Source organism: Capnocytophaga sp. oral taxon 412 str. F0487 (genome assembly GCF_000271925.1).
GTDB classification, from domain to species: Bacteria; Bacteroidota; Bacteroidia; order Flavobacteriales; family Flavobacteriaceae; genus Capnocytophaga; species Capnocytophaga ochracea.
The window spans coordinates 24147-47916 of sequence record NZ_AJZR01000002.1; the positions used below are offsets into that span (position 1 = coordinate 24147).

At 40.9% G+C, this 23770-nt stretch carries 19 protein-coding genes and 1 pseudogene; 6 read left to right on the forward strand and 14 right to left on the reverse strand.

Going from position 1 to position 23770, the window contains the following annotated elements; all coding sequences use genetic code 11:
• Positions 1–65: 65 nt before the first annotated feature.
• From HMPREF1321_RS00155 to HMPREF1321_RS00165, 3 genes and pseudogenes are all read right to left on the reverse strand, one after another.
• A pseudogene (locus HMPREF1321_RS00155) lies at positions 66–954 on the reverse strand (dialkylrecorsinol condensing enzyme DarA).
• Entirely contained in the window at positions 951–1850 is a 900-nt protein-coding gene (locus HMPREF1321_RS00160; RefSeq protein WP_009420807.1) for a lipid A biosynthesis acyltransferase, read from the reverse strand. Before HMPREF1321_RS00160 ends, HMPREF1321_RS00155 begins: the two are co-directional and overlap by 4 nt.
• Positions 1840–2088 (reverse strand): phosphopantetheine-binding protein, encoded by a 249-nt coding sequence (locus HMPREF1321_RS00165; RefSeq protein ID WP_009419675.1) that lies wholly within the window; start codon positions 2086–2088, stop codon positions 1840–1842. The genes HMPREF1321_RS00160 and HMPREF1321_RS00165 overlap by 11 nt, the downstream gene beginning before the upstream one ends.
• A 1178-nt stretch (positions 2089–3266) precedes the next feature.
• Between HMPREF1321_RS00165 and HMPREF1321_RS00170 the strand changes: the two genes are divergently transcribed.
• The gene (locus tag HMPREF1321_RS00170; RefSeq protein ID WP_009420840.1) at positions 3267–6272 is read left to right on the forward strand and encodes a tetratricopeptide repeat protein; all 3006 of its coding nucleotides are present in this window, start codon (positions 3267–3269) and stop codon (positions 6270–6272) included.
• 113 nt (positions 6273–6385) lie between these two features.
• A complete protein-coding gene (locus tag HMPREF1321_RS00175) occupies positions 6386–8140 on the forward strand; it encodes a TonB-dependent receptor (RefSeq protein WP_009420816.1) in 1755 nt (584 codons plus the stop codon).
• 114 nt (positions 8141–8254) lie between these two features.
• Here HMPREF1321_RS00175 and HMPREF1321_RS00180 read toward each other — a convergent pair whose 3' ends face one another.
• The 4 genes from HMPREF1321_RS00180 to pheS all read right to left on the reverse strand — a co-directional run bounded on the left by HMPREF1321_RS00180 (position 8255) and on the right by pheS (position 12401).
• Positions 8255–9313, reverse strand: coding sequence for an RluA family pseudouridine synthase (locus HMPREF1321_RS00180; RefSeq protein WP_009420836.1), 1059 nt, complete (start codon positions 9311–9313; stop codon positions 8255–8257).
• Between the two features lie 212 nt (positions 9314–9525).
• The gene (locus tag HMPREF1321_RS00185; protein ID WP_002673909.1) at positions 9526–10137 is read right to left on the reverse strand and encodes a PASTA domain-containing protein; all 612 of its coding nucleotides are present in this window, start codon (positions 10135–10137) and stop codon (positions 9526–9528) included.
• Between the two features lie 62 nt (positions 10138–10199).
• Positions 10200–11111 (reverse strand): ABC transporter ATP-binding protein, encoded by a 912-nt coding sequence (locus HMPREF1321_RS00190; protein WP_009420822.1) that lies wholly within the window; start codon positions 11109–11111, stop codon positions 10200–10202.
• Between the two features lie 267 nt (positions 11112–11378).
• A complete protein-coding gene (pheS, locus tag HMPREF1321_RS00195; protein ID WP_002673912.1) occupies positions 11379–12401 on the reverse strand; it encodes a phenylalanine--tRNA ligase subunit alpha in 1023 nt (340 codons plus the stop codon).
• 866 nt (positions 12402–13267) lie between these two features.
• On the opposite strand from pheS, the gene HMPREF1321_RS00205 reads away from it, so the two are divergent.
• On the forward strand, positions 13268–15751 hold the full coding sequence (locus tag HMPREF1321_RS00205; protein WP_034575321.1) for a zinc-dependent metalloprotease: 2484 nt from the start codon (positions 13268–13270) through the stop codon (positions 15749–15751).
• Positions 15751–16962, forward strand: a complete 1212-nt coding sequence (locus HMPREF1321_RS00210) for a Bcr/CflA family multidrug efflux MFS transporter (RefSeq protein ID WP_009420809.1) — start codon at positions 15751–15753, stop codon at positions 16960–16962. Before HMPREF1321_RS00205 ends, HMPREF1321_RS00210 begins: the two co-directional genes overlap by 1 nt.
• Before the next feature lie 55 nt (positions 16963–17017).
• Here HMPREF1321_RS00210 and HMPREF1321_RS00215 read toward each other — a convergent pair whose 3' ends face one another.
• The 6 genes from HMPREF1321_RS00215 to HMPREF1321_RS00240 form a co-directional block, all read right to left on the reverse strand.
• A complete protein-coding gene (locus HMPREF1321_RS00215) occupies positions 17018–17530 on the reverse strand; it encodes a zeta toxin family protein (protein ID WP_009420830.1) in 513 nt (170 codons plus the stop codon).
• Positions 17531–17543: 13 nt separating this feature from the next.
• Positions 17544–18335, reverse strand: a complete 792-nt coding sequence (locus tag HMPREF1321_RS00220) for a glycoside hydrolase family 16 protein (RefSeq protein WP_009420806.1) — start codon at positions 18333–18335, stop codon at positions 17544–17546.
• A gap of 5 nt (positions 18336–18340) precedes the next feature.
• Positions 18341–19009 (reverse strand): leucyl/phenylalanyl-tRNA--protein transferase, encoded by a 669-nt coding sequence (aat, locus tag HMPREF1321_RS00225; RefSeq protein WP_009420832.1) that lies wholly within the window; start codon positions 19007–19009, stop codon positions 18341–18343.
• Between the two features lie 3 nt (positions 19010–19012).
• Complete coding sequence (locus HMPREF1321_RS00230; protein ID WP_009411581.1) at positions 19013–19534, reverse strand: DUF3127 domain-containing protein; 522 nt, start codon at positions 19532–19534, stop codon at positions 19013–19015.
• A gap of 127 nt (positions 19535–19661) precedes the next feature.
• Entirely contained in the window at positions 19662–21101 is a 1440-nt protein-coding gene (locus HMPREF1321_RS00235; RefSeq protein ID WP_232205402.1) for a hypothetical protein, read from the reverse strand.
• A 198-nt stretch (positions 21102–21299) separates the two neighbouring features.
• Positions 21300–21446, reverse strand: a complete 147-nt coding sequence (locus HMPREF1321_RS00240; RefSeq protein WP_009420811.1) for a hypothetical protein — start codon at positions 21444–21446, stop codon at positions 21300–21302.
• A gap of 710 nt (positions 21447–22156) precedes the next feature.
• On the opposite strand from HMPREF1321_RS00240, the gene HMPREF1321_RS00245 reads away from it, so the two are divergent.
• Positions 22157–22543 (forward strand): hypothetical protein, encoded by a 387-nt coding sequence (locus tag HMPREF1321_RS00245; RefSeq protein ID WP_009420824.1) that lies wholly within the window; start codon positions 22157–22159, stop codon positions 22541–22543.
• A gap of 82 nt (positions 22544–22625) precedes the next feature.
• Here HMPREF1321_RS00245 and HMPREF1321_RS00250 read toward each other — a convergent pair whose 3' ends face one another.
• The gene (locus HMPREF1321_RS00250; protein ID WP_009411577.1) at positions 22626–22877 is read right to left on the reverse strand and encodes a GlsB/YeaQ/YmgE family stress response membrane protein; all 252 of its coding nucleotides are present in this window, start codon (positions 22875–22877) and stop codon (positions 22626–22628) included.
• A gap of 295 nt (positions 22878–23172) precedes the next feature.
• Between HMPREF1321_RS00250 and HMPREF1321_RS00255 the strand changes: the two genes are divergently transcribed.
• The gene (locus HMPREF1321_RS00255; protein ID WP_034575323.1) at positions 23173–23610 is read left to right on the forward strand and encodes a hypothetical protein; all 438 of its coding nucleotides are present in this window, start codon (positions 23173–23175) and stop codon (positions 23608–23610) included.
• The last annotated feature ends 160 nt before the right edge of the window (positions 23611–23770 follow it).

Below are 23770 nucleotides of genomic sequence, written 5' to 3' on the forward strand. Positions count from 1 at the left end.
TAATTTTACTTTGGCAAAGGTTGAAACTTTGGCAGAGTTTACAATACTACCCTAATTATCAATTGTCAATTCTCAATTATCAATTGTTTCACCTCTCTCTACTTTCCAAAAGAATAATGGGTAGGTGAGCCAATATAGCAACCATACGATGGGCATCAGCACCCAAATAGCGATATACAGATAGATACGGAAGCATTTCAGTAGGAATTTACGTTTCTTACTGCCGTAAATCATCTTTGCCCAAATGCCGAAAAGGCGATTGCCTTTCTTCTCTGCGGAAAGGAGAAAACGCTTATAATGCACGCCTCCGTGGGCTACTATTGCTTGTTGCAGTCCTGTGTAATCACCGGTTTGCAGGTGAGGGGCAATGAGCGTGCCGTATACGCTCGCGCCTTGTACATCTTTATCGGCAACGCCCGCTTTGGGGAACACACCGAGATAGCGTTTGTTCTTGTCGCCCGAAAAGAGCCACTGTACAATGGTAATCACGCTGATATGATTGTGGTGCCTATCGGTAAGGGCGATATTGCCCACTAAGTGCGCCCCACAGTCGGTTAAGAGTTTTTTTACTTTCTGGTGTGCCATTACCCACATATTGCGTGTGCCCGACACAGTAATTACAGGTTTGCCTTGTAACAGTTGCTTACCAGCTTCACTCTGCAAAAAGGAATTAAACGGAATAGAAGGCGACAAATACCACACTTGGTAGCCTAATATCACCAAATCGTAATCGGTATGTGCCAGCTGAAAAGGCTTTAAGGGCTGAGGTATTTGCAAATACGACTCTGGAAAAGCTCCAAAAAACGCCTTGTCTGTCCACGGAAAAGGAAAAGGTTCTGTCGTATCAATAGGCAAAAAGTCGATAGTTACCTCCGTGAGTGGGGATAGTACACTATCGATAATCTCTTTGAGTTGCCCCGATTGGGTGTAATATACTACCAATACGCGTTTCATTGTTCATCCCAAAAGTTGAAATAATTAAACCATTGTAGCGGATACTTTCGTAGCATCTGCTCCATATTCTCGGTATAAGCATCGAGTAGCGCTTGGGCATCGCGACTTTTCACCTCAGCGACTTGGGCATACAAGTGGTAATGCAATCTGCTTTCCTTCATCACATAAACGAAAAGCACCGGCACTTTTAAGCGGGAAGCTATAAAAAAAGGACCTGCGGGGAAGGTAGCTTCTGCGCCCAACAGCGTTCCTTTGAGCGAACGCACTCCCTCAAAATATCGGTCTCCCGTGAAACACACTATCTTGTTGTCGCCAATAGCATCGTTGATTTTGAAGATATGCGACATATCTTCTTTCACATAGATAAACTGATTCGAGGGTTTATTTTTAGAAATCGACTCCAAATACTCCTTGATTACCGAGTGTTCCATATCGGTAGTTACGGTGCTTATCTTCAAATCAATATCTATTTTCCTGAAAAAAGGTTCAGCAATTTCAAAGTTGCCTATGTGTGCGGAAATAAGTATTCCGCTCTGTTGTTCGTCTAATAGTTTATGTAAGCTTTCTACTCCATCAAACTCATAAGTAAATTTCTCTTCCAAGCCCGCCAAGATAGCAATCTTATCAATAATGGTTTGCCCGAAAGTAAAATAATTTAAGTACAAGTTCACTACTGCTCTCAGAGGTGAATAGCCCAAGCGGTGACGGAAATAGTAATACATATAGCCATTGGAGCGCCACTCAAACAAAAAGTAGTAGAACGCTACAAAGATGAGCAAGGCATAAGCAGCATAAATACCCAAGTGTTTCATCAGCCACACAAAGATACTATAGCCTAATACAGTACCCTTAGATTTGCCTTGCCATTTCGTTTTGGCTTGTTCGTTAGCGTGCATTCACTTTATTTTCTAAGGTAGTATAAAAGTCGTTGAAGGTTACGATAGGCTTAAAATCGGCTTCTACCAATTTCACACCAAATTCTTGTTCAATCAGCACCACCAAATCCACATAATCAAGGCTATCTAATCCTAACGATTCGCGGAAGTTTGCCTCAGGGGCAATCACACTGGCTTCTACTTCAAATTCCTCAACAAAAATACGAGTAGTAAGGTCTATAATCTCCTGTCTGTTCATTCTTCTTTTTATTAGCTAATACTTTTAAGGGGCAAAGATACGAATATTTTGTCAATAACCAATTTTCCTAACAAACATCATCTCGCAAAAAGCCCAAAACTACATCGTTATAATCGAACAACCCTCTGAAAAGTCACTTTTGCGTCACACACTTTGCCAAAGTTTAAACCTCCAGCCCCTCTCTTTCCGAGAACTTCTCCCGAGCCTCTCCATTTTTCCCCAACAACCCATACTAATTTAACGTCAGTTCTATATATATATCAATACTGATTTACAGTTGTGTTTATATTGTAATCTGTGAAATCCAGCAACGCAGTTGCCAATTCGTGTCCATCACATTTGTCAATTATCAATTGTCAATTGTCAAATGAAAGACTATCCGTGCAATCCGTGTAATCTGTGTGAGATTTTCAGACAATTTGTAGCCTATTTGTTTGATTTTTTTAAAAATTTGTAAGATTTCTGTAGCGCAAGCTACACTTTTCTTACGTCAAACTCACGTTAATTTGCTAACCTCCAAATTTCCTAATTTTCTAATTTGCCAATTCTCTAATTATCCCTTCTCCTTTCCGTCGCTACATTCCCCCTCTCCTTGGGAGAAGTCTCCGAATAGGAGAGTATGTGAACGGGGTGAGGATTCTCTTTCTTTCGCCTCGAAACCCCATTTTTGGCATTTTTAGCATTGTTGTATTAAGCTATTAATCAATTTTTTACACACCCTTTCTATACCAATCGTCCAAGATTCGTATAAGCTTCCTATAAGCTCTCTATAAGCTACCCCCACCCTTCTCATACCCTTTTTTCGCCAAAACCTCTCCCTCTCCTCTTCCGAATCTCTCCGATATCTTCCGAAAGTTCAGAACTTCTCTAAGATTCTCCGAAAACTCCGACGAACCTCTCTCCCCATTTCACAAGGCGCAGCCTTGATTTTGTTAAATTTTTGTTTAATTTCTGAGGCACAGCCTCATTCCTCTAACTCAAGCTCGCACCTCATTTCCTCATTCTCTCATTCTCTCATTTTCTCATTTTTCTCCCGCTTGTCGCTTCCCCCTCCTATTGCCTAAGGCCTGCTTCCCCTTCACACAAATATTTCTCCCCTTTTTATTCGTATTTCATAATTATTTCTTATCTTTGCCCCATCTATTCCTCATATCCTAACATCTAATAATTAAAACATTATGAAAAAAACACTTTTTTCAGTGCTCTCACTGATGGCGTTTAGCCCTCTGTTATGGGCACAAGAAACTGAAATGATTACCCATCCACAAAGCCAATACCAAAAGGCAGTGGAACTCTACAATCGCAAGCTCTATCAGCCTGCACAGAACTTGTTCCGAAAAGAACAAACCTCCAATCCCGATAGAGCTATCCAAACCCAAAGTGAATACTACGTAGCCACTATTGCCGCTATCCTCAATCAAGACGGAGCCGATGCGCTGGTGAATAACTTTATCGTCAATCACCCCGACTCTCCTCTGAGCTCCGAAGCCTATTTGCAAATGGCTAACATCTATTATCAGCAGGGCAACTACGAAGATGCGCTCGCTTGGTACGAAGCTATCGACGACCAAAGCATAAGCAGTAGTGATAAAGCTAAATACAACTTCCAAAAAGGTTTTTGCCTCTTCCAAACTGGCAAACAAGCCGAGTCTAAACCTTATTTCGAGTCGGTGCAAAACACCAAAGAATACGGTGCCAATGCCAAGTATTACTTAGGATATATCGCCTATGATAAAGACGATTATTCTAAGGCTGAAAGCTACTTCCGCGAAGTACAAGAAGAAGATGCTTCACTAACCAAAAACGTGTCTTACTTCCAAGCCAATATGTACTTCAAACAAGCTCTTTATCAAGAAGCTATCACCGAAGGACAGAAACAGCTCGCTAAAACCAAAAATGCTCAAGAAGTATCTGAGCTCAATAAGATTATAGGCGAAAGCTACTTCAACCTCAAGAAATACAAAGAAGCAATCCCTTACTTGCAAAACTATAAAGGTAAAAAAGGTAGGTTCTCCAATACCGATTATTACTATATGGGGTACGCTTATTACAAAAATAACGATTATAAAGCAGCTATCGAGCAGTTCAACAAAATCGTAGGCGGAAACGATAGCGTCGCTCAAAATGCGTATTATCATTTAGCCGAATGCTATTTGAAAACCAACCAAAAACAAGAGGCGCTTAACGCTTTCCGCAATGCCTCTCAAATGGATTTCGATAAGCAAATTAAAAAAGATGCTCATCTGAACTACGCCCGCCTCAGTTATGAAATCGGTAACCCTTACGAGAGTGTCCCCAATGTGCTACAAGCATATGCTTCGGCTTATCCTAACGACCATAAAGACGAAATACAGTCGCTCTTAGTCGACTCTTATATTTCATCTGGTAACTATCAAGCCGCTATCAGTCTGCTCGAAAAGTCTAACGACCCTAAGGACAAAGAAACCTATAAAAAAGTAGCCTTCTATCGCGGGTTAGAGCTCTTTAATGAATTGCAATACAACGAGGCGTTAAAATATTTGCAGAAAGCCATCGGTGGTAATTCTACGCTTGCCGCTCGCGCTACCTATTGGGCTGGTGAAACTGCTTATCAGCTGAAAGATTACAAAGGTGCCGAATCCTATTTTACTCAGTTTCTCCATAATTCATCAGCACCTAAAACCGAAGAGTATGCCAAAGGCTTCTACGGTTTAGCTTATGCTAATTTCAATCAAAAAAACTATGCAGGTGCTATCGCTAATTTCGAGAAGTACCTCAAACAAAACCCTAAGAACAGTAGTTGGAAGCACGACGCTATACTCCGTCTCGCCGATTCTTACTTCGTAACAGGTAAATACTGGCCTGCAATGGAAGGGTATAACAAACTTATCGAAGCTAAATCAGCCGACCAAGATTATGCCGCCTACCAAAAGGCTATTAGTTATGGGTTTGTAGACCGCCTCAATAGCAAAATTGAAGACTTAGAGCGTTTCGTTAAGAACTACAAAAGCTCTAATCTGCGCCCTAATGCTTTGTTTGAATTAGGGAATGCTTATGTAACCAAAGGAAATACTCAAAAGGGATTACAGTACTATCAGCAACTCGCTAAAGAGTATAAAGGCAATGTACTCGTACCTCGTGCAATGCTCCGCGAAGGTTTAGTGTATTATAATAGGAACGAAAACCAAAAAGCCTTAACGCTTTTCCAAACTATCGCGAAAGACTATCCTAATACCAACGAAGCCTCACAAGCGGTAGCTTCCGCAAAACTCATTTATGTAGATATGGGTAATGTAAACGAATACGCATCGTGGGCTAAAGGTTTGGGATATGTAGAGGTAACCGACCTCGAACTCGAAGGAGCTACTTATGAAGCTGCCGAACGACAATATATGCAAAACAATACCAAAGAGGCTATTTCAGGTTTTGAAAAATACCTTAAAGAGTTCCCTAATGGTATGCGTCGCACCAATGCCGAGTTTTACTTAGCACAAATGTATTTCAATAGTGGACAAAAGTCTAAAGCGCTTACGCATTACGAAAATGTAACCAAAAGCGGTTCTAATGAATACGGCGAGCAATCGCTTACTCGTGTGTGTCAAATCCTTCTTGAAGCAGGTAGCTACCTAAAAGCTAAACCTTATCTCGAAGACCTCGAACGAACCGCTACTATCGCACAGAACAAAACTTATGCACAAAGCAACCTAATGCGCGTGTGCTATAACGAAAAACTATACGATAAAGCTATTGAATATGCCAATAAGGTATTAGAAGAAAAATCTATCGATACACGTATCAAGAACGATGCTTATATAGTGTTGGCTCGTGCTTATAGTCAAGCAGGAAATGAAACCCAAGCTCGCAAATATTACCAAGAGGTACAGAAAACCGCTACGGGTAGCCTCGCTGCCGAAGCCTTGTATTACGATGCTTATTTTAAGAATAAAGACGGTAACTACAAAGCCTCTAATGACGTAGTTCAAAAGATTGCTAAAGACTATGGCGGACACAAAGAGTTCGCTGCTAAGAGCCTTATCGTAATGGCTAAAAACTTCTACGGACTCAAAGACGCTTATCAAGCCTCTTACGTCTTAGAAAGTGTAATTAAAAACTTTAAAGAGTTTCCTGAAATAGTAGCCGAAGCCAAAAAAGAACTCGCAGTAGTAAAAGCCGAAGCCGCTAAAAGTAATTCATCAGTAAAATAATGGTTAATGATTAATTGTTAATGGTTAATATACACTTTGCCAAAGTTTTTGCCTGTGTGGCTCGCACCTTTGGCAAAGTTGAATCTCCCTCCTAAACCCTAATTTCTAAACAAATGAACAAACACATCACATATATTCTAACAATGCTTTTGTTCTCTGCCTCAACAATGGCAGTTGCTCAAAGCCGTAAAGACAGTCTCTCTACCAAAGTGGTAGATGTGGTAAAATCATATGCTCCTACAATCGCCGACGCCGACAAAAAACGTGAAGATGCAAACGTAAAAGATTCGCTTACCGTTAAGAAAAAGCAAATCAACTATACCATCTATTCGGTACCGGTAGCCTCTACTTTTGTTCCCGAAAAAGGCAAAGCAGCTTCGGTGAAACCAAAAGTCGTTCGCGAAGACTATTTAGATTCTTATTTCGGTGGGGGTTTCGGTATGCTCAATACCTTTTATGCCGATGCCAATATCACTCTCCCAGTAAATGATAACAGTAACGCTTCTTTCTTACTGAATCACATCTCAGCCAATGATGATATGGACGAGGTATACACCGATACCAATTATGCGCTCTCATCGGCTGAGTTGCGTTATGATTTTCAGAACCAAGATGTACTTTGGGGGCTCACTGCCGATATAGGTCGCCGTTTGCACAACTGGTATGGTATCCGTCCCGCTTCTTATACAAGACAACAGTTGATTGGAAAAGTAGATGACGTACACCAAACCTATTTCGATTATGGTGTAGGAGGTTACCTCCAATGGTCTAATCCTTACTTTAAAGGACTTGATTTCAGCGTACGTGGGCTCTACGACCATTTCGATAGTAAAGAATTGAATGTAAAAGCACAACCCACCTTCGAAATTCCTCTTACCGATGACCAAAAAGTTCGTACCAATGTAATTCTCGATTATTACAATGGTAGTTTTACTCGTCAAAATAACTCAGTAAACGAGCTTAACAATCGTTGGACGCTCTTTGGGGTAAATCCTTCTTATCATTTGTCTATTGAGAATTTGGACTTAAAATTAGGCGTTGCTTTGATGTATGTAGATGCGAACCAGTCCGATGAAAGCAAGTTTAAAGCTTATCCCGATGTAGAGGCTTCTTATCCGCTAACTGCCGATGCTATTTTGCACGCAGGTATACGCGGTATTATGCAACAAAACACAGTTGAGAAACTCACCAAAGAGAATCCTTTTCTCTCACCTATGCAAGAAATTAAGCCTACCAATGTGCAAGCCGATGCTTTTGTAGCCCTTAAAGGAAAAGTAACTTCCGATTTGCTTTATCGCATACAAGGAAGCTATCGCCAATACAAAGAGATGCCTCTGTTTACTACCAATTCCGAGACACCTACTATCGCTACCGAAATATTGCCTTATCAATATAACAACTCTTTTAAGTTAGTGTACGACGAAGTAAACGATATGGAGCTTTTGGCATCTATCGGAGGAAATATAAAAGATGTTTTCTCTTTTACCTTTGAAGGAAGATATAATAACTATAACGCCCGTGTACAGAAAAATAAAACCGCTTGGAACTTGCCCAGCACACGAGTATCTCTCTTCACCGATTTTAGAATATTACCCAATCTATTTGCTGGATTCGACTTCTTTTATGTAGGAAAACGTTACGACCTCGATTACGTAACTGTTGCAAATCCTATTCCCGAGAAGCTCTCTTTGGAAGGTTATTTTGATATCAATTTCCACGCCGATTACACTTTCAACAAACATTGGCAAGTATTCTTAAAAGCCAACAATCTCACCAGTGAGCACTATAAAAAATGGTTGTATTATCCTTCACAAGGCGTACAAGCCTTTGCAGGAGTACGTTATCTGTTTAGCCTAAGTAACAAGTAACAATTATATACTAACAAAACAAACAGCGGTATGAATGCTTTATTCATACCGCTGTTTGTTTATTATATCCTCAATTTTTATGTCTTTTATACTTTAATCTCTCTTATTATTCCCTTAATCACTTACCATCGACTTCTTATAATTCCTCCATTTCTCTATACACTGTTGCATATCATTAGGAAGTTCACTATCAAAGCTAAGGTACTTGTGAGTAATGGGGTGTTCAAAACCTAAGGTTTTAGCGTGCAAGGCTTGGCGAGGTAATACCGCAAAGCAATTCTCTACAAACTGTTTGTATTTGGCAAAAGTCGTTCCTTTCAGAATCTTGTCGCCTCCATAACGTTCATCGTTGAAAAGGGTATGCCCTATGTGCTTTAAATGTACTCTTATCTGGTGTGTACGCCCTGTTTCTAACTTGCAAGAAATGAGTGTTACATAACCAAAACGCTCTAACACCTTGTAATGGGTTACTGCCTCTTTACCGTGAGAACCATCGGGGAAGACGTCCATTTGCAGGCGGTCTTTTAAGTGTCGCCCAATATGACCACACACCGTTCCTTCGTCTTCTTCTATATTACCCCATACAAGGGCTATATATTCGCGCTGAGTAGTTTTATTAAAAAACTGTTGAGTAAGGTGTAACATCGCCTCTTCGGTTTTAGCCACTACTAAAAGTCCACTAGTATCCTTATCGATACGATGTACCAACCCAGGACGATTGCTACTGTTGTTAGGCAAGTTCTCAAAATGATATACCAATGCGTTGATGAGCGTTCCGCTGTAGTTGCCGTGACCAGGGTGTACCACCATACCCGCAGGTTTATTTACCACCAAAAGGCTATCGTCTTCGTATACTATCTTTAAAGGAATATTCTCGGGTACCAATAAATCCTCGTGAGGAGGGTGAGGAAAAAGTACCTTTACTTCGTCGTTAGCTTTCACACGATGATTAGACTTTACAGGCTCGCCATTCACAAAAATATTACCCTGCTTGGCTGCTTGTTGCACCTTGTTACGGGTAGCGTTCTCTACAAAGTTCATCAAGAATTTATCCACGCGCAAAGGCTCTTGCCCTTTGCCCGCCGTAAAGGAGTAATGCTCGTAAAGAGAAGGAGCTTCCTCTCCGTCTGGTTCCAAATCGTCTAAATCTTCTATCTCGTCTATATCACGCATTACCTTACATTTGCGCCACAAACTTTGCCAAAGTTTCTAATAGCGTGCGTGCTATGCCTCTTACCAAAGTTTAAATTTATAATAGTCTGCATTGCTCACACTTGCCCGTGCGACTCACACTTGCTAGTGTGGCTCACACTTGCCCGTGCGACTCACACTTGCTAGTGTGGCTCACACCGCCCGTCGTGCTACGACTGCCTGTGCGGCTCGCACTAGTCCCCCATCAGTTCTTCAATAGGTATTTCGGTAGGGATAGTATCCCGAGCCTCTAAGCCGTTGCCACACACAAGGTCTATACGTGAGGTTTTAATAAGCTTATCGCCAGGTTGTACAGGTTTACCGTCGTGTTGCATCTCCAATACCATATCCTTCCCTATATTGTTCACATAAGTAACTCTACCGATTGCAAGCCCTACCGATTGCAAGGTAGCTACTGCATTCCGGCGCGTTACTTGTATCACCTTAGGCACTGTTACTTTATGATAGCCCGACGGATTGATGTTAAGGTATATTTTACGGTTCTTCTTTACTCTCTCGGTAGCCTCAGGCGTCTGACTGATTACCGATAGAGGAGGGTATTTAGGGTCGTATTCAGTAGAATCCAACACCTCATAACGCAATTGTTGCTTATCTAATATCACCCCTACTTCGGTAAGTGTTTTCTTGCTCAAATTAGGTACTGTAATGTACTCTCCGTGCGCCGTATAGATACGCAAGAGTTGCAATACACACCAAACTAATATAATACACGCCACTATGGCAAAAGCAAATTGCCAAGCTAGTTTCTTTCCTGAGTTTTTTAAGAATTCTTTAATCTTTTCCATACTTTGCAAGTATTGTTATGGCGCAAAGGTACAAATATTTTTGAAAAGGACAATACAGCCCCCTACAATATCCTCAACCACACCTTCTCCCCTTTCTCTATGGGGGTATCGTTGTAGAAATACACTTTCCCTTCTACCGAAGTAGCTTCTATAAGGTATTGTGCTCCTTGAAAATAACAGTATTGTACAGTAGCTTCCCAATCAGAGGTTGCAGTAATGGTAATCTGTTGGGGTTTGAAGAGCTTACCGTTATGCCAACTCACTTCTCCAAACAAAGAAGCCGTGTAATAATCGGTATTTTGGAAATAAACCGAGAGCGTATTGTTAAAAAACAACAGCTTCCCGTCGCGCATTATAAGGGTTTTATCGGAGTAAGAAAGCGCGTCTTTACCGTCGTGAGTAGCCACTATACAGCTAATGTTTTGCTCTTTTAAATAGGTGAAGAGAGTGCGTTGTAGTTCGTTCTTTCTAAAATTATCCACCTGACTAAAAGGTTCGTCAAGCAATAACAATTGAGGTTCTTGTGCCAATGCCATTGCCAATGCCACACGCTGTTTCTCACCACCGCTGAGGTTCAGTGCTTTTAGGGGCGCAAAACGTTCCATTCCCACCAAGGCGAGCAACTCCATTACGCGCTCTTTTTTATAGGTTAAATCGAGGTTAGAGATAAACTTTCCTACATTTTCAGCTACTGTATGATAAGGACCTAACCCAAAGTCCTGTGCAAGGTATTTCATCGTTTTAAACCCAGGCACTAACTGCCAAGAAGGCCCCCTTACGCGCTCGTTGTGGAAGTGTATAGTACCTTCTTGCACATCAATAAGACCATAAATAGCTTTCAGCAAGGTACTCTTGCCACAACCACTTTCTCCCATCAGCGAAAGGTGCTCTCCTTGCGCCAACTCAAAAGAAATGTCTTGCAGTATAGGGTCTTGCCCTTCATAAGCAAAGAATATATTTTTAAGGTTTAGCATTGTTTATTTATATGTAAATATTTGCGTTTTGCAAATTATGCAATTCGTATATTGCTTCCCACACTTCGGCAAAGTTTCCCTGTACCCTAAGAACTCACACCTCCCCATTTTCTCATTTTCTCATTTCCTCATTTCCTAATTAATCCGCCTCCACATATCCAGCTGTGAGCCCTCACTGGCTTTGGCTCGCCCCTTTTACCTTATTATCTTTTACCTCCTATACGCCCGTGCGGCTCGCACCTTTTACCTTTTATCTTTTATCCGCACTTAGAGCGCACTTTTAAACTGTTCCAAGAAACGCATATCGTTCTCATAGAACATACGTATATCCCCTATTTGGTACAAAAGCATCGCAATGCGTTCAACTCCCATACCGAAGGCAAAACCACTGTATACCTCACTATCAAAACCACAGTTTTTAAGTACGTTAGGGTCAGTCATACCACAACCCATAATTTCCAACCAACCAGTACCTTTGGTAATGCGGTAATCCACCTCGTTATTGAGTCCCCAATAGATGTCTACCTCAGCACTCGGCTCGGTAAAAGGGAAGTACGACGGACGCAAACGTATACGCGACTTGCCGAACATCTCCTTAGTAAAGTACAACAAAGTTTGTTTCAGGTCAGCAAACGATACGTTTTTATCTATATATAAGCCTTCTACTTGGTGGAACAAACAATGTGAACGTGCCGAAATAGCTTCGTTGCGGAATACTCTACCCGGCGAAATCGTCCGTATAGGTGGCTGATGTCCCTCCATATAGCGTATTTGCACCGAGCTGGTATGGGTACGTAGGAGAATATCCGGATTAGTTTGTATAAAAAACGTGTCCTGCATATCACGAGCAGGGTGATATTCAGGAAGGTTGAGGGCAGTAAAGTTATGCCAGTCGTCTTCTATCTCAGGTCCGTCCGATACGTTAAAACCTATATTGGCAAAGATATTCACAATTTCGTTTTTAACTATCGAAATAGGGTGGCGCGCCCCGATAGGCGAAGGGGTCGCAGGACGACTCAAGTCGCCGTATATACCTTTGCTTTCACTGTGTTCTTCCAAACGCTCGCGCCATTCTTGTACTTTGGCTTCTACTTTTTGTTTGAGCTCATTCACTACCTGCCCAAAAGTCTTTTTCTCCTCCTTAGGCACCTCTTTAAAAGCGGTAAAAAAGTCGTTGAGTACCCCTTTTTTACCGAGGTACTGAATGCGGAATTGTTCGAGTTCTTCCTTAGTTTTCGCGCTAAAATCTTCTATCTTAGCAATATGCTCTTTTATTTTATCAATAATCATACAGTAATACGATTTCTCTTTTGTTTTTCCCAAGACGCAAAAGTATAAATAATTTTCCATTTAGCAAATTTACCAATCTACTAATTTTCTAATTTGCTAATTCTCACATCTGCCAATTCTCTCATTTTCTAATTCCCTAATTTACTAATTTTCTCATTTGCTAATTCTCTAAACTAATTCCCCTTTTTCGTCGCCACATTCTCCCTTTTTCGTCACTCGCTCCTCGTCATTCGTCTCTCGTTCATTCGTCATTACTTCTCCTTTTCCGTGATACTCCCCCCTAGTGCCTATGGCCTAAGGTCTATCACCTCTTCCTCTTTCTTTCGCCTCGAAACCCCGTTTTTAACATTTTTAGCCTTGTTATATAACACTATTAATCAATTATTTATACACCCTTTCTATACCAATCGTCCAAGATTCGTATAAGCTTCCTATAAGCTCTCTATAAGCTAACCCCACCCTTCTAACAGCCTTTTTTCATCAAAACTCTTCTCAACTTCCTTCCGTTCTTCTCCGTTATCTTCCGATGTCTCAGATGTGTCACTTTTAGGGGTATACACTTTGCCAAAGTTTGAAACTTTGGCAAAGTTAATCTCCTTTGGTACAAGCTTGTAGCTCGTACCCCATTTTCTCATTCTCTCATTCTCTCATTCTCTCATTCTCTCATTCTCTCATTCTCTCATTCTCTCATTCTCTCATTCTCTCATTCTCTCATTCTCTCATTCTCTCATTTCCTAATTCTCTCATTTCCTAATTCTCTCATTTCCTCATTTGCTAATTTCCTAATTATTTTCTACTTTTGCACCCCAAAATCAAATACTCTCAGATCAGACGTGTCTAACAAGTCTAATCCCTGACACCTAATAATGAAAAAACACTTACTTATACTTTTCCTATCATTTACAACAATGATTTTCGCGCAGAAAATACCTGCTGTGAAAGATACCATTACTAAAGATACTACTAAAACCAAAACAACTGAAAAACCCGAAAAGACTCCCGAGCAAAAGCGCGCCGAAGAGTACGCTAAACTCATCAAAAAAAAGGGTATTGAGTGCAACGGACTCTTTACTATCCGCAAAATTGAAGAGAAATGGTACTTTGAAGTCCCCGATTCCCTCCTCAATCGCTATTTGCTATGCGTAACGCGACTCAAAGCGGCTCCTCACAACTTCGGACTCTATGCAGGCGAAAAAGTGAATGAACAAACCGTCTATTTCGAGCAGAAAGGCGATAAAACACTCCTCTTGCGCTCTTTCCTCAATCTGCAAGAAGCCGGCACTGATGATAATATCTCGGTAGCAGTCGCCAATTCGAGCGCCAATCCTGTAGTGGCATCGTTCACCGTTATCGGGCGCAACCCCAAAACCAAAGCACAGCTCATCGACATCACCGATTTCTTCAAGCAAGACAACAGTGTTACCTCTTTTTCATCGAATACAAAAACCCAAATGAAAATAGGCGCTATCGCTACCGATCGTTCTTTTGTAGACGATATACGTCCTTATCCTATCAACGTAGAGGTCAATACTCTCAAAACGTTCAACGCTTCACCCAGTACCATTCCGTCGGCAAACAAAGTAGGGGCTATTACCTTAGAACTGAATATCTCTATGGTGCTCCTGCCCAAAACACCTATGCAAAAACGCCTCTTCGACCCTCGTGTGGGCTTTTTCGCTACCCGATACATCAAGTTCAGCGACCAGCAACAACGCACCGAAACTGAATATTACATACACCGTTTCCGCTTAGAACCTCGCAAAGAAGACGTCAAAAAATACCTCAGCGGTCAGTTAGTACGCCCCAAAAAGCAAATCGTGTTCTATATCGACCCTGCTACGCCTAAACAATGGCAAAAATACCTCATTTTGGGCGTAAACGATTGGAATGTTGCTTTCGAACAAGCAGGATTCAAAGAGGCTATTGTCGCAAAACCTTGGCCTAACGACCCTTCAATGAGCTTAGAAGATGCCCGCTTCAACGTAATTCGCTACCTCCCTTCCGAAAAAAGTAACGCCTACGGTCCTAACATCGCCGACCCTCGCAGTGGTGAAATTATAGAATGTCACGTGGGCTGGTATCACAACGTGATGAAACTCCTCAATCAGTGGTATATGATTCAGGCAGGCGCTGTCGATAAACGCGCTCGTACTATGGAGTTCAACGAGGAACTAATGGGCGACCTCGTACGCTTTGTATCCTCTCACGAAATAGGGCACTGCTTAGGTTTGCGCCACAATATGGGCGCCAGCAGTCAAACGCCTGTCGAAAAACTCCGCGACAAAAAATGGGTAGAAGCCAACGGACATACCGCTTCTATTATGGACTATGCGCGTTTTAACTATGTGGCACAGCCCGAAGACAACATCAGCAGCAAAGGACTTTATCCACGCATAGGCATCTACGACAAATGGGCAATCGAATGGGGATATCGCTATTACGGCAACAAATACAAAGATGAGTATGCTGAACAAGAGTCTCTTGCCGAAATGGTTACCGAAAAACTCAAAGCCAATCCGCAATTGTGGTTCGGAGGGGAAGGCAAAGATGAAGACCCTCGTGCACAAACTGAAGACCTTTCGGACAACGTGATGAAAGCCAATACCTACGGATTGAAAAATCTCCGCTATATCGTGCAACACCTCCCCGAATGGACTAAACAACCTAACGACAAGTACGAGCATCTCGACGAAATGCAAACCGCTGCCTATATGCAGTATTTCCGCTATTTGAAACACGTGCTCAAGCACATTGGCAATAGATATGTGGGCATCATCGGTGAGAAAGAAGTTTATAAAGAAGTGCCCAAAGAAAAAGTAAAAGAAGCTATTAGCTATTTAGATAAAGAACTTTTTGAAGCGCCTTTGTGGTTATATCCTCAGGAAATAGTAGAAAAAACAGGAGCAACCCCCGATAAGAACATCATCAGTATGCAAAACCTTACCTTGAGTGTACTTTTAGGAGAGCAAACCCTCTACAACCTTTATAACCAATCGCTCACCTCCAAAAATCCTTATCCGTTAAACGAATATCTGCAAGATGTATTCAAAGCGGTATGGAAACCCCTCAACAACCCCGATGCACGCCAAAACACTTATCGCCGTGGTATCGAACGCTTGTACCTCTCTCAAATCGATAGGCTCATCAATGCGCCTGCCGACGCTAAAAACAGCAAAGCTGCGAGCATACAGCAAGTATCCGATGTGCGCCTCTTTGCCTTGCAGCACTTGGATATGATTGAGGCTTTCGCCAAACAAGCTCTTGCCAAAGAACCTGCTTCATCTATTAACCATCTACACTACCAAGAAATTATAAAGGAAATAGAACGTATTAAAGACCCTAAAAAATAGTGTTAGAACCCGAAGAACTCAAAGACTCAAAACCCGACCTACTGTTTATCCTCATTATGGGACTCCTATCGATGCTCACCCCGCTGGCTATCGATATGTACCTCCCAGCTTTTGTGAAGATTGCTAACGATTTGAACGTATCCGAAGAGATGATTTCTCAAACCTTAGCGCTCTTTACTCTTGGTTTTGCTTTTGGGCAACTCTTCTGGGGACCTCTTTCCGATAGTTATGGGCGCAAACCTATCATTCTCATCGGGATTATCACCTCAGCATTGGTGTCGTTAGTGATTACGCAAATCCACCATATCCATCACTTTTATATACTGCGCTTTGTACAAGGCTTTTTTGGAGCATCGCCGGCGGTAGTTACGGGTGCCCTCTTGCGCGACCTTTTCGCTAAAAATGAGTTCGCCCGCCAAATGTCGATGATTATGATTGTCACAATGATAGCCCCGCTCATCGCCCCCGTACTGGGCGGTCACCTCACCGACTGGTTTCATTGGCATATCATCTTCTACGTGCTGATGGTTTTAGGACTCTTGGCGGCGCTCTTAGTGAGTTATAAAATCCCAGAAACCCTTCCTAAGTTCAAGCGTGTTCCTTTGAAAATAGGTAACACCTTGCGCATTTATGGAAAGCTCCTCAGCAATAAAAAGGTATTGGGGTATATTTTCTGCAATTCGCTTTCCTATTCAGGGATGTTTTGCTTTATTACCACGGGCTCTATCGTGTACACCAAACTCTTTGGGGTAGCCCCTCAACACTTTGGGTATTTCTTCCTTCTCAATGTAATTGTAATGATGACGGCAACCTCGCTCAATGGCAAATTCGTCACCAAAATAGGCGTAGAAAAATCCTTGCGGTTGGGGCTAACTATCCAACTCATTGCAGGAGCGTGGCTGGTGATATGCGGTATTTTCCATTTGGGATTATGGGCTACCGTAGCAGGCGTTTCAATGTTTGTAGGTTTGGTATCGGTAGTGTCCAGCAGCGCCAATGCTGCCATTTTGGATATGTACCCCGAAGTAGCAGGTACCGCCAATTCCCTCACAGGAATGTTGCGTTTTGGTATCGGTTCAGTAGTAGGAGCAGTGCTCTCGCTTTTCGCCATCACCTCTGAGCGCCCAATGGTATTTGCAATGGCAATATGCATAGGAGTAGGCGCCCTCAGCTACTTGTTGTTAGTCGCCCGTCGCACCATTAGCAAATAACTATACCGTTTCTCTGCCTCTCTAAGTCTCTCCAAAACAAAAATTTTATAGTTCATCATAGCTCGATATTTACCTTATATTTATCATCAATCAGTATAAAATTAGTGTTGTGTTTCTTTGCAAGAGCTAAAAACTGTGCATTATCATCTAAAACACTTTCCATTGTACACCAATCATCATCTAAACGCTTTTCTATGACTTTTGCATATTTCTTTATATCCTTAAAGTGGGTTTTAATATAGTTTTCACTCATTACAAGACAATAACATTTAATATCCTCGAGATATTTTTTTGTAAAATCTTTTTCCCAGTCAAAAGGAATATATGCTCCTTCAATGATAAGATTTTGTTTGTTTTCTATGGCTGTTTTAATCATTTCACGAATAATAGGCCACATATAATCTGTAAGTGCTTTATCATTTTCTAAGGTAAGTTTAGTATAACCACTGCGAATTAATCCCATTTTTAAGTGATCTATTGATAGATATGGGTATTTATATTTTTCTAATAGCTTTTGAGCTAAAAAAGTCTTACCTGTGTGTGAAGCTCCAGTAATTATAACAATCATTTTTATACCTCGTTTACCTCTGATAAAACCGCACCCAATCAATATACATTCTTACGGGTTTATCAAACGGCTTTACTTCGCCTACCCATTCACCTCCCAGTTGCATATCAATAATCAAATAAAAAGGCAAATCAAACGGGAATTGCTTTTCATTCTCCTTACCAGGCATACGCGAATAAACAAATGAAGGCAGTCCGTTTACGTAAAACCGTATCACATCTCCTTCAAAATCCACTGCGTAAGTGTTGTAGTCATCTGGATTAATAGGGAAAGAAATAGAGTTTTTAGGTCCTGCTTTCTTTTTATATGTAAACGGCGAATGCACAGTGTGATACACAAAAGGATCGTAATTTAAGCGTTCTATAAGATCTATCTCCCCTCCGTCTTCAGGCCATTTAGTGTCTTTAGTAACCAACCATATAGCAGGCCACGCTCCTTGTGTTCCCTCTAGCTTACAGCGCACTTCTATCTTTCCTTTTTGGAAAAACTTCTTCCCTTTCGTCCAAACTCCTGCTGTGAGGTAAGGCGAAGGGTCTTTTTTTAAATTTTTATTAGTTACCCCTAAGAGAATCATCTTCCCGTTCTTTATCTCAAACAAACTCGGGTCATTGCTCATTGTGTTGCAACAGTTGTCTCCCCAACGGTTCATTTTTGTCCACACTCCTGTCGAGAAAATATCATTTCTGTCGAAATTATCTTCCCATACCAATTTCCAAGGTTTCTCGTTAACCTCCTCTTTCTTTGAACAACCCCAGCTCATAAGAGCCAACGTAAATAGTAATAATGTAAAAGGTTTCATATTCATACAGTTTAAGTTATTATCTTTTCATTTTCTCTTTCTTCATATGCCTTACCTAAAAGCACTAAAAACTCTTTGCGAGGTATTTCCTCTGCTCCCAAACGCTCTAAATACTCGCTGTATATTTGGCAATCTACCAATGCTATATCGGGGTGTGCTTGCAGGTAGGTGATAAAGCCGTATTCTGACGCATTATTACGCTTGCTAAACATACTCTCCCCACAAAAGATTTTGCCCATTTTTAGCCCGTATAGACCTCCTATGAGCACATCTCCTTCCCACACCTCTACCGAGTGCGCTATCCCTCTTTTATGCAAGCCTGTATAGGCTTCTATCAGTTCAGGGTGAATCCACGTGCCGTCTTGGTCTTTACGCGGAACAGTAGCACACTGTCGCATCACCTCAGTAAAACAACGGTTATAAGTAACGCAATAAGGTGCTTCGCGTAGCATCTTACGCATATGCTTGCTGATATGCAATTTCTCCCGAAAGAGTACAAAACGCGGGTCAGGACACCACCAAACTACCGGCTCTCCTTCGTTATACCACGGAAAAATACCCTCCGAATACGCCTCAATAAGTCGTTCAGGGGTAAGGTTCCCTCCTAAAGCAACAATTCCTTCCTCCGAAGCCGTATCGGGGGAAGGAAAAGATGTTTTATCGTTCGTTAAGTATATCATTCTTTAGAATGGCAAATCGTCTTCCTCAGTAGGGGCAGAAGCTCCCTGTGCGGGGTCTGGTGCACTAAAAGCCTGTTGAGGGGCTTGTGGCGGATACTGAGGGGGCGTTTGTTGGTATTGTGGTGGGGCTTGCTGATATTGCGGAGGCGCTTGCTGATACTGTGGTTGTGCATATCCTTGTGGCGGATAAGCAGGTTGCCCCTGTGGTGGATATTGCCCTTGCGGAGGGGGATAGGCTCCTTGTGCCACCTCAGCATTTTCAATACGCCATCCTTGTAAGTTCACAATATATTTAGTTTCACCTTGCGGGTTTACCCATTCACGACCGCGAATATTGAAACTGATGCGTACCAATTGCCCTACCTGAAAGTTGTCGAGAAGTACACATTTTTCTTGTACAAAGTCAAAAGGGATATACTGGGGGTATTGTTCCTCAGTAGAAATCACCACATCACGGCGTTGAAAGCCGTTTTGTCCTACGGTTTGTGTAGGGCTAATCTTTATAATTCGTCCTTGAATTTCCATATTGGTATTCCTTTTTATTGCTTATTCTGATAATATTTACAAGGGCAAAGATACTATTTTTTTAGTTATCGGCAATACTTATACCCTAAAATATTACAAAACATTTTACTTTTTGCCCAAAAACATCCTATTTACAAGTCTTTGTATAATCATCTACCAACTGTATCATTCCTTCTTTCGTTTTGGTGTTGTATTTAGTAACATCTAACGAAGGACAGTTGATATATTTAGCCAATATTTTTTGTATTTTATCTGCACTCTTCGAACCAAAAGTTGCTTTATCTCCCAAATATACCGCTTTGTCAGCTCCCTTAATCTTTAAATAGTAATCCTCAGGATATCTGCTGTGTGCCAACACGTAATTGTCGTTGTTATCATACAGAATTTCAAAGAACTGAGCAGCCCCCGAAAGTACGTTTAACTGTGAACCTCCGTGAGCAAAGAAGCCGTCTTCTGTACTTTTTGAACCTATAAAACAACGCTCATCTATGCAGAATTTCACACCGTCCTTCGCTTTAAAATAAGCGTCTTTCTCACCTTCCTTTTTGAGTTTCATCGTTGTCCCATATGAAGTAAGGTCTGATACATTCTGCTCTTTGTTAAGTATCGCTCCTACCGACTGGAATTCAATCGTAATAAGCCCCTCTTTCTTATCCCCTTTAGCATCTATCACATAACCCGGAGCATCATAAATATTTACCGTTTGCTTTTTCGCTTCTTCCAACATTTCTTTATTTTGCTGGTCGATAGCATTCTTTCTACCTTCTAAATATTGACTAAAAGCCTCAGTCATATCGCCAAACGGATAGCCATTGGCATAAAGCCTATTCACAATTCTTTTATCAGCCACTCCTATTTTGGTAAGAGGAACAAATACCGGAAACTCTTTTTGGTCGTAGGTTTTTATAACGAAATAATCTTCGTTTTTATACGAATGATGATGCGCAGTAGCCACTACGTGACCTTTGATATCTGTTACCGTAAAATCAGTGATAACAATACCTCCGTCTCCGTTTTGCACTTTGCGCACAATAATGCCTATTTGCTTGCCGTTTTTAAGAATCGCTTCTCCCTGTACCGAAATTTTATCAGCCATAGCCAAGTTATCTTCCGTTTGAATAGTATTCCGCTCTTGTTCAAACACAGCGTCCCATTTCTCTGAGAACGGACGATGAGTACTCTCAAAAAAAGCCGTTACCACCGCAGGGTCAATACCCTTTTCTGTGAGCATTCCCGTCCCCGATTTAAACACACAGTCAAGCAGGTACTTCTCACCCGAAAAAGTAAATTTCAATTTATCCGGAATTGCCACTTCCCGAATTACCCCATTAGCATTAGAAAACTCTATCCAACGGTGAGGAGCCAAATTACCTTGTGCCGTTTCAGCCGTGAGAACCACCCTGTACAACAAATGATTCGAAAGGTCACTAAATTGATATTTACCGTCCTTTTTCTCAATCTTAGCAACAGGAGTCCCATCTGATAGAAGTTCACCCTTCTTTACTTTAAAATCTTGCGCACAAACATTCATTACCGAAAGTACGCCTATTAAAAATAAACATTTCATTTTATTCATCTTGAAAAAACAATTAAATTACAACCGCAAAAATAATGAATTTTATAATATATACAAGATACATAAAAGAAAACTCTATCATTCCCCCCTTCACTCATCTGTTTTCTCTCGCTATATTCCCTCTTTCACGTCACTCGCCCCTTCGTCATTCGTCACTCGTCACTCGTCATTTTTTTGCTTTTTCCGTCACTACATTCCCCCTTTGAAGGTAGCCAGCGACAGCTGGGTATGTACCCCACGAGAGCGGAGTGTGTGATAAAGGGGTGGTTTGTCTCCTTTTCCAGCTTGTCCCCCTTCGGGGGTTCGGGGGCTTACCAAATAAATAACTCGCCACATTCCCTCTCATTGAGGTAGCCAGCGACAACTGGGTATGTGCACCGCAAGAGATTTTCATCACATTTTCTTCGTCATTCGTCTCTCGTCATTCGTCATTTTTTCTCTTTTTCCGTCTCCACATTCCCCCTCTCCTTGGGAGAGGGACGGGGTGAGGATTCTCTTTCTTTCGCCTCGAAACCCCATTTTTAACATTTTTAGCACTGTTGTATTACATTATGATTCAACTACTTATATACTCTTTCTATACCAATCGTCCAAGATTCGTATAAGCTTCCTATAAGCTCTCTATAAGCTACCCCCACCCTCCTCATAGCATTTTTTCATCAAAAAACCTCCCAGTCTTTTTATGATTTCTTCCGTTTCCTTCCGAAAGCTCCGATGCATTACTTTTTGTGACACACACTCTCCTTTTCGTCACTACTTTCCCCCTTTGGAGGAAGTCCGCGAGAGCGGAGTATGTGCTAAGGGGGAGGTTTTTTTGTTTCCTCGTTCAATAATCCCTTTCGTTGGCGCTTTTCTTGTAGCTTGCGCCTCCGAACTCCTCCACCAACAACCAACTTGCTCAAACAAACCAATACATCTTTATCACGAATCCCTTTCAAATTTTGTAGTTTTCCCATTGATAACAACTATTAAAAATTGCATAAAGCATTCCAATGGCATAATTATTGCAACAAACTTTAATATTAATTTTTTAAATTGAATCAAGTATGAAAAAAATTATTGCTTTAGTATCAGTGATTTGTTTATCACTAGTAGCTTTTTCTTCTATATCTTGTAGCAAGAATGATGACCCAGCAGACAATGACCTTTTTGTAGGAACCTACAAAGGTAAAATCTCTTATTCAAATGGAGATGAAAAAAAATCTGTTGATAACGGAGCCGTAACAGTTGTTAAAACAGGAAATGACTATTATTTCCGTTTTTCAGACGGTATTCCTGACCTTAAAGGTGTTAGCTTCAAAAAAGAAGGAGATAACATTTTAGTAAATGTTGATTTGCAAGATGGTTTAAAAGTAATTAGAATCAACGCATCTTCATTGAACATTCTGTATACTACAGATGGAAAGACCTGGACTGCTAACGCAAAAAGGTAATTCTAAAAAAGAAGTACTAAAAACCCCCGAAAATATCTAATATTTTCGGGGGTTTTTCATTTTTAATATGTGCTCTTCCTTATTACTTCTTTTTAAATATCAAATTTATCAAGAATAAAATAACAATAGCTCCAATAGCTCCTGTCAAGATAGCACCAATCCATCCTCCTCCAAGTGAGACGTGAAACACATCTCCTAAAAGCCAATATCCCACGATACTTCCAAGAATACCAATAATGATATTGCCTATAAGACCTAATCCACTACCTTTGTAGATAGTTCCTCCTAACCATCCAGCGATGGCTCCAATAATAAGTGTTGCGATAATACCCATAATTTTTAATATTAAATTAGGGTACAAAGGTAAGAATTATCATCTAAAAAAACAAATAAAAATCATAAAAGGGAGAGGATTCGCTCGCTTTACTTAGCGTTATTGTTCAGATTATTTACTTATACATTTTGTAAATTGCTTTCAAATTTTGTACTTTTGTGATTAATAACAACATTTGTTAAAAACAATACAAAGTCTACAATTAAAAGTTAAAACAATCTTAAACTTTGTTAACTTACTTGACAGAGAAGAGAATATCTTATAACTTTGTCGCAAAATTCTAAAATATTTAATTATGAAAAAGTCAGTACAAATCTTTTTAGAACTTATCTCAGCTATTGCACTTTACTTGTTTATAAGTTCAATAGCCTATGGAGATCATTTGGTAACCCTACCCCTATACTTAACAGGGATGGTGATTATCAGTTATCTTTTTGTAAGAGAGAGACCTCAACAGAAGTGGGGTAGTTTCTTGCGTGTGGTGAGTCCTTTTGCAGTGCTAATGCTCATCGCTGGCAGCCTGCAAGATGCGCATACGAGCTTGGCACTCGGTTATATTGCTGGCACTGCGGTGGCTTTCCTATTGGGAATGTGCATTGCTACTGTGAGCAAGACGTACCAAAAGATAGGTTTATCCGTGTTGGCTTTTCTGCTGGTAGTTGCCGTACGGCTGTCGTTTTCAGCGGAGTTTCAATATTTGATAGGCGTACATTGGTATACCTTAGGAAGTTAATCATCTAATAGAATATAGAAAGAGGTTGCTCAGAAGTCTGGGCAACCTTTTTTATGCTTTGTTACTTATAAAATATTTTTTTTGTATCTTTGCGATTGATAACAACTTCCGCTCCTAAACCTTTGAGGCTTTCTCCGTTGTGAATTGCTTTCAAATTTTG

What these genes read in the sequence shown, in the direction of transcription:
- HMPREF1321_RS00160 (WP_009420807.1), bottom strand. Translation starts at nt 1,850, where the DNA reads ATGCACGCTAACGAACAAGCCAAAACGAAATGGCAAGGCAAATCTAAG.
- HMPREF1321_RS00165 (WP_009419675.1), bottom strand. Translation starts at nt 2,088, where the DNA reads ATGAACAGACAGGAGATTATAGACCTTACTACTCGTATTTTTGTTGAG.
- HMPREF1321_RS00170 (WP_009420840.1), top strand. Translation starts at nt 3,267, where the DNA reads ATGAAAAAAACACTTTTTTCAGTGCTCTCACTGATGGCGTTTAGCCCT.
- HMPREF1321_RS00175 (WP_009420816.1), top strand. Translation starts at nt 6,386, where the DNA reads ATGAACAAACACATCACATATATTCTAACAATGCTTTTGTTCTCTGCC.
- HMPREF1321_RS00180 (WP_009420836.1), bottom strand. Translation starts at nt 9,313, where the DNA reads ATGCGTGATATAGACGAGATAGAAGATTTAGACGATTTGGAACCAGAC.
- HMPREF1321_RS00185 (WP_002673909.1), bottom strand. Translation starts at nt 10,137, where the DNA reads ATGGAAAAGATTAAAGAATTCTTAAAAAACTCAGGAAAGAAACTAGCT.
- HMPREF1321_RS00190 (WP_009420822.1), bottom strand. Translation starts at nt 11,111, where the DNA reads ATGCTAAACCTTAAAAATATATTCTTTGCTTATGAAGGGCAAGACCCT.
- pheS (WP_002673912.1), bottom strand. Translation starts at nt 12,401, where the DNA reads ATGATTATTGATAAAATAAAAGAGCATATTGCTAAGATAGAAGATTTT.
- HMPREF1321_RS00205 (WP_034575321.1), top strand. Translation starts at nt 13,268, where the DNA reads ATGAAAAAACACTTACTTATACTTTTCCTATCATTTACAACAATGATT.
- HMPREF1321_RS00215 (WP_009420830.1), bottom strand. Translation starts at nt 17,530, where the DNA reads ATGATTGTTATAATTACTGGAGCTTCACACACAGGTAAGACTTTTTTA.
- HMPREF1321_RS00220 (WP_009420806.1), bottom strand. Translation starts at nt 18,335, where the DNA reads ATGAATATGAAACCTTTTACATTATTACTATTTACGTTGGCTCTTATG.
- aat (WP_009420832.1), bottom strand. Translation starts at nt 19,009, where the DNA reads ATGATATACTTAACGAACGATAAAACATCTTTTCCTTCCCCCGATACG.
- HMPREF1321_RS00230 (WP_009411581.1), bottom strand. Translation starts at nt 19,534, where the DNA reads ATGGAAATTCAAGGACGAATTATAAAGATTAGCCCTACACAAACCGTA.
- HMPREF1321_RS00235 (WP_232205402.1), bottom strand. Translation starts at nt 21,101, where the DNA reads ATGAAATGTTTATTTTTAATAGGCGTACTTTCGGTAATGAATGTTTGT.
- HMPREF1321_RS00240 (WP_009420811.1), bottom strand. Translation starts at nt 21,446, where the DNA reads ATGTGGCGAGTTATTTATTTGGTAAGCCCCCGAACCCCCGAAGGGGGA.
- HMPREF1321_RS00245 (WP_009420824.1), top strand. Translation starts at nt 22,157, where the DNA reads ATGAAAAAAATTATTGCTTTAGTATCAGTGATTTGTTTATCACTAGTA.
- HMPREF1321_RS00250 (WP_009411577.1), bottom strand. Translation starts at nt 22,877, where the DNA reads ATGGGTATTATCGCAACACTTATTATTGGAGCCATCGCTGGATGGTTA.
- HMPREF1321_RS00255 (WP_034575323.1), top strand. Translation starts at nt 23,173, where the DNA reads ATGAAAAAGTCAGTACAAATCTTTTTAGAACTTATCTCAGCTATTGCA.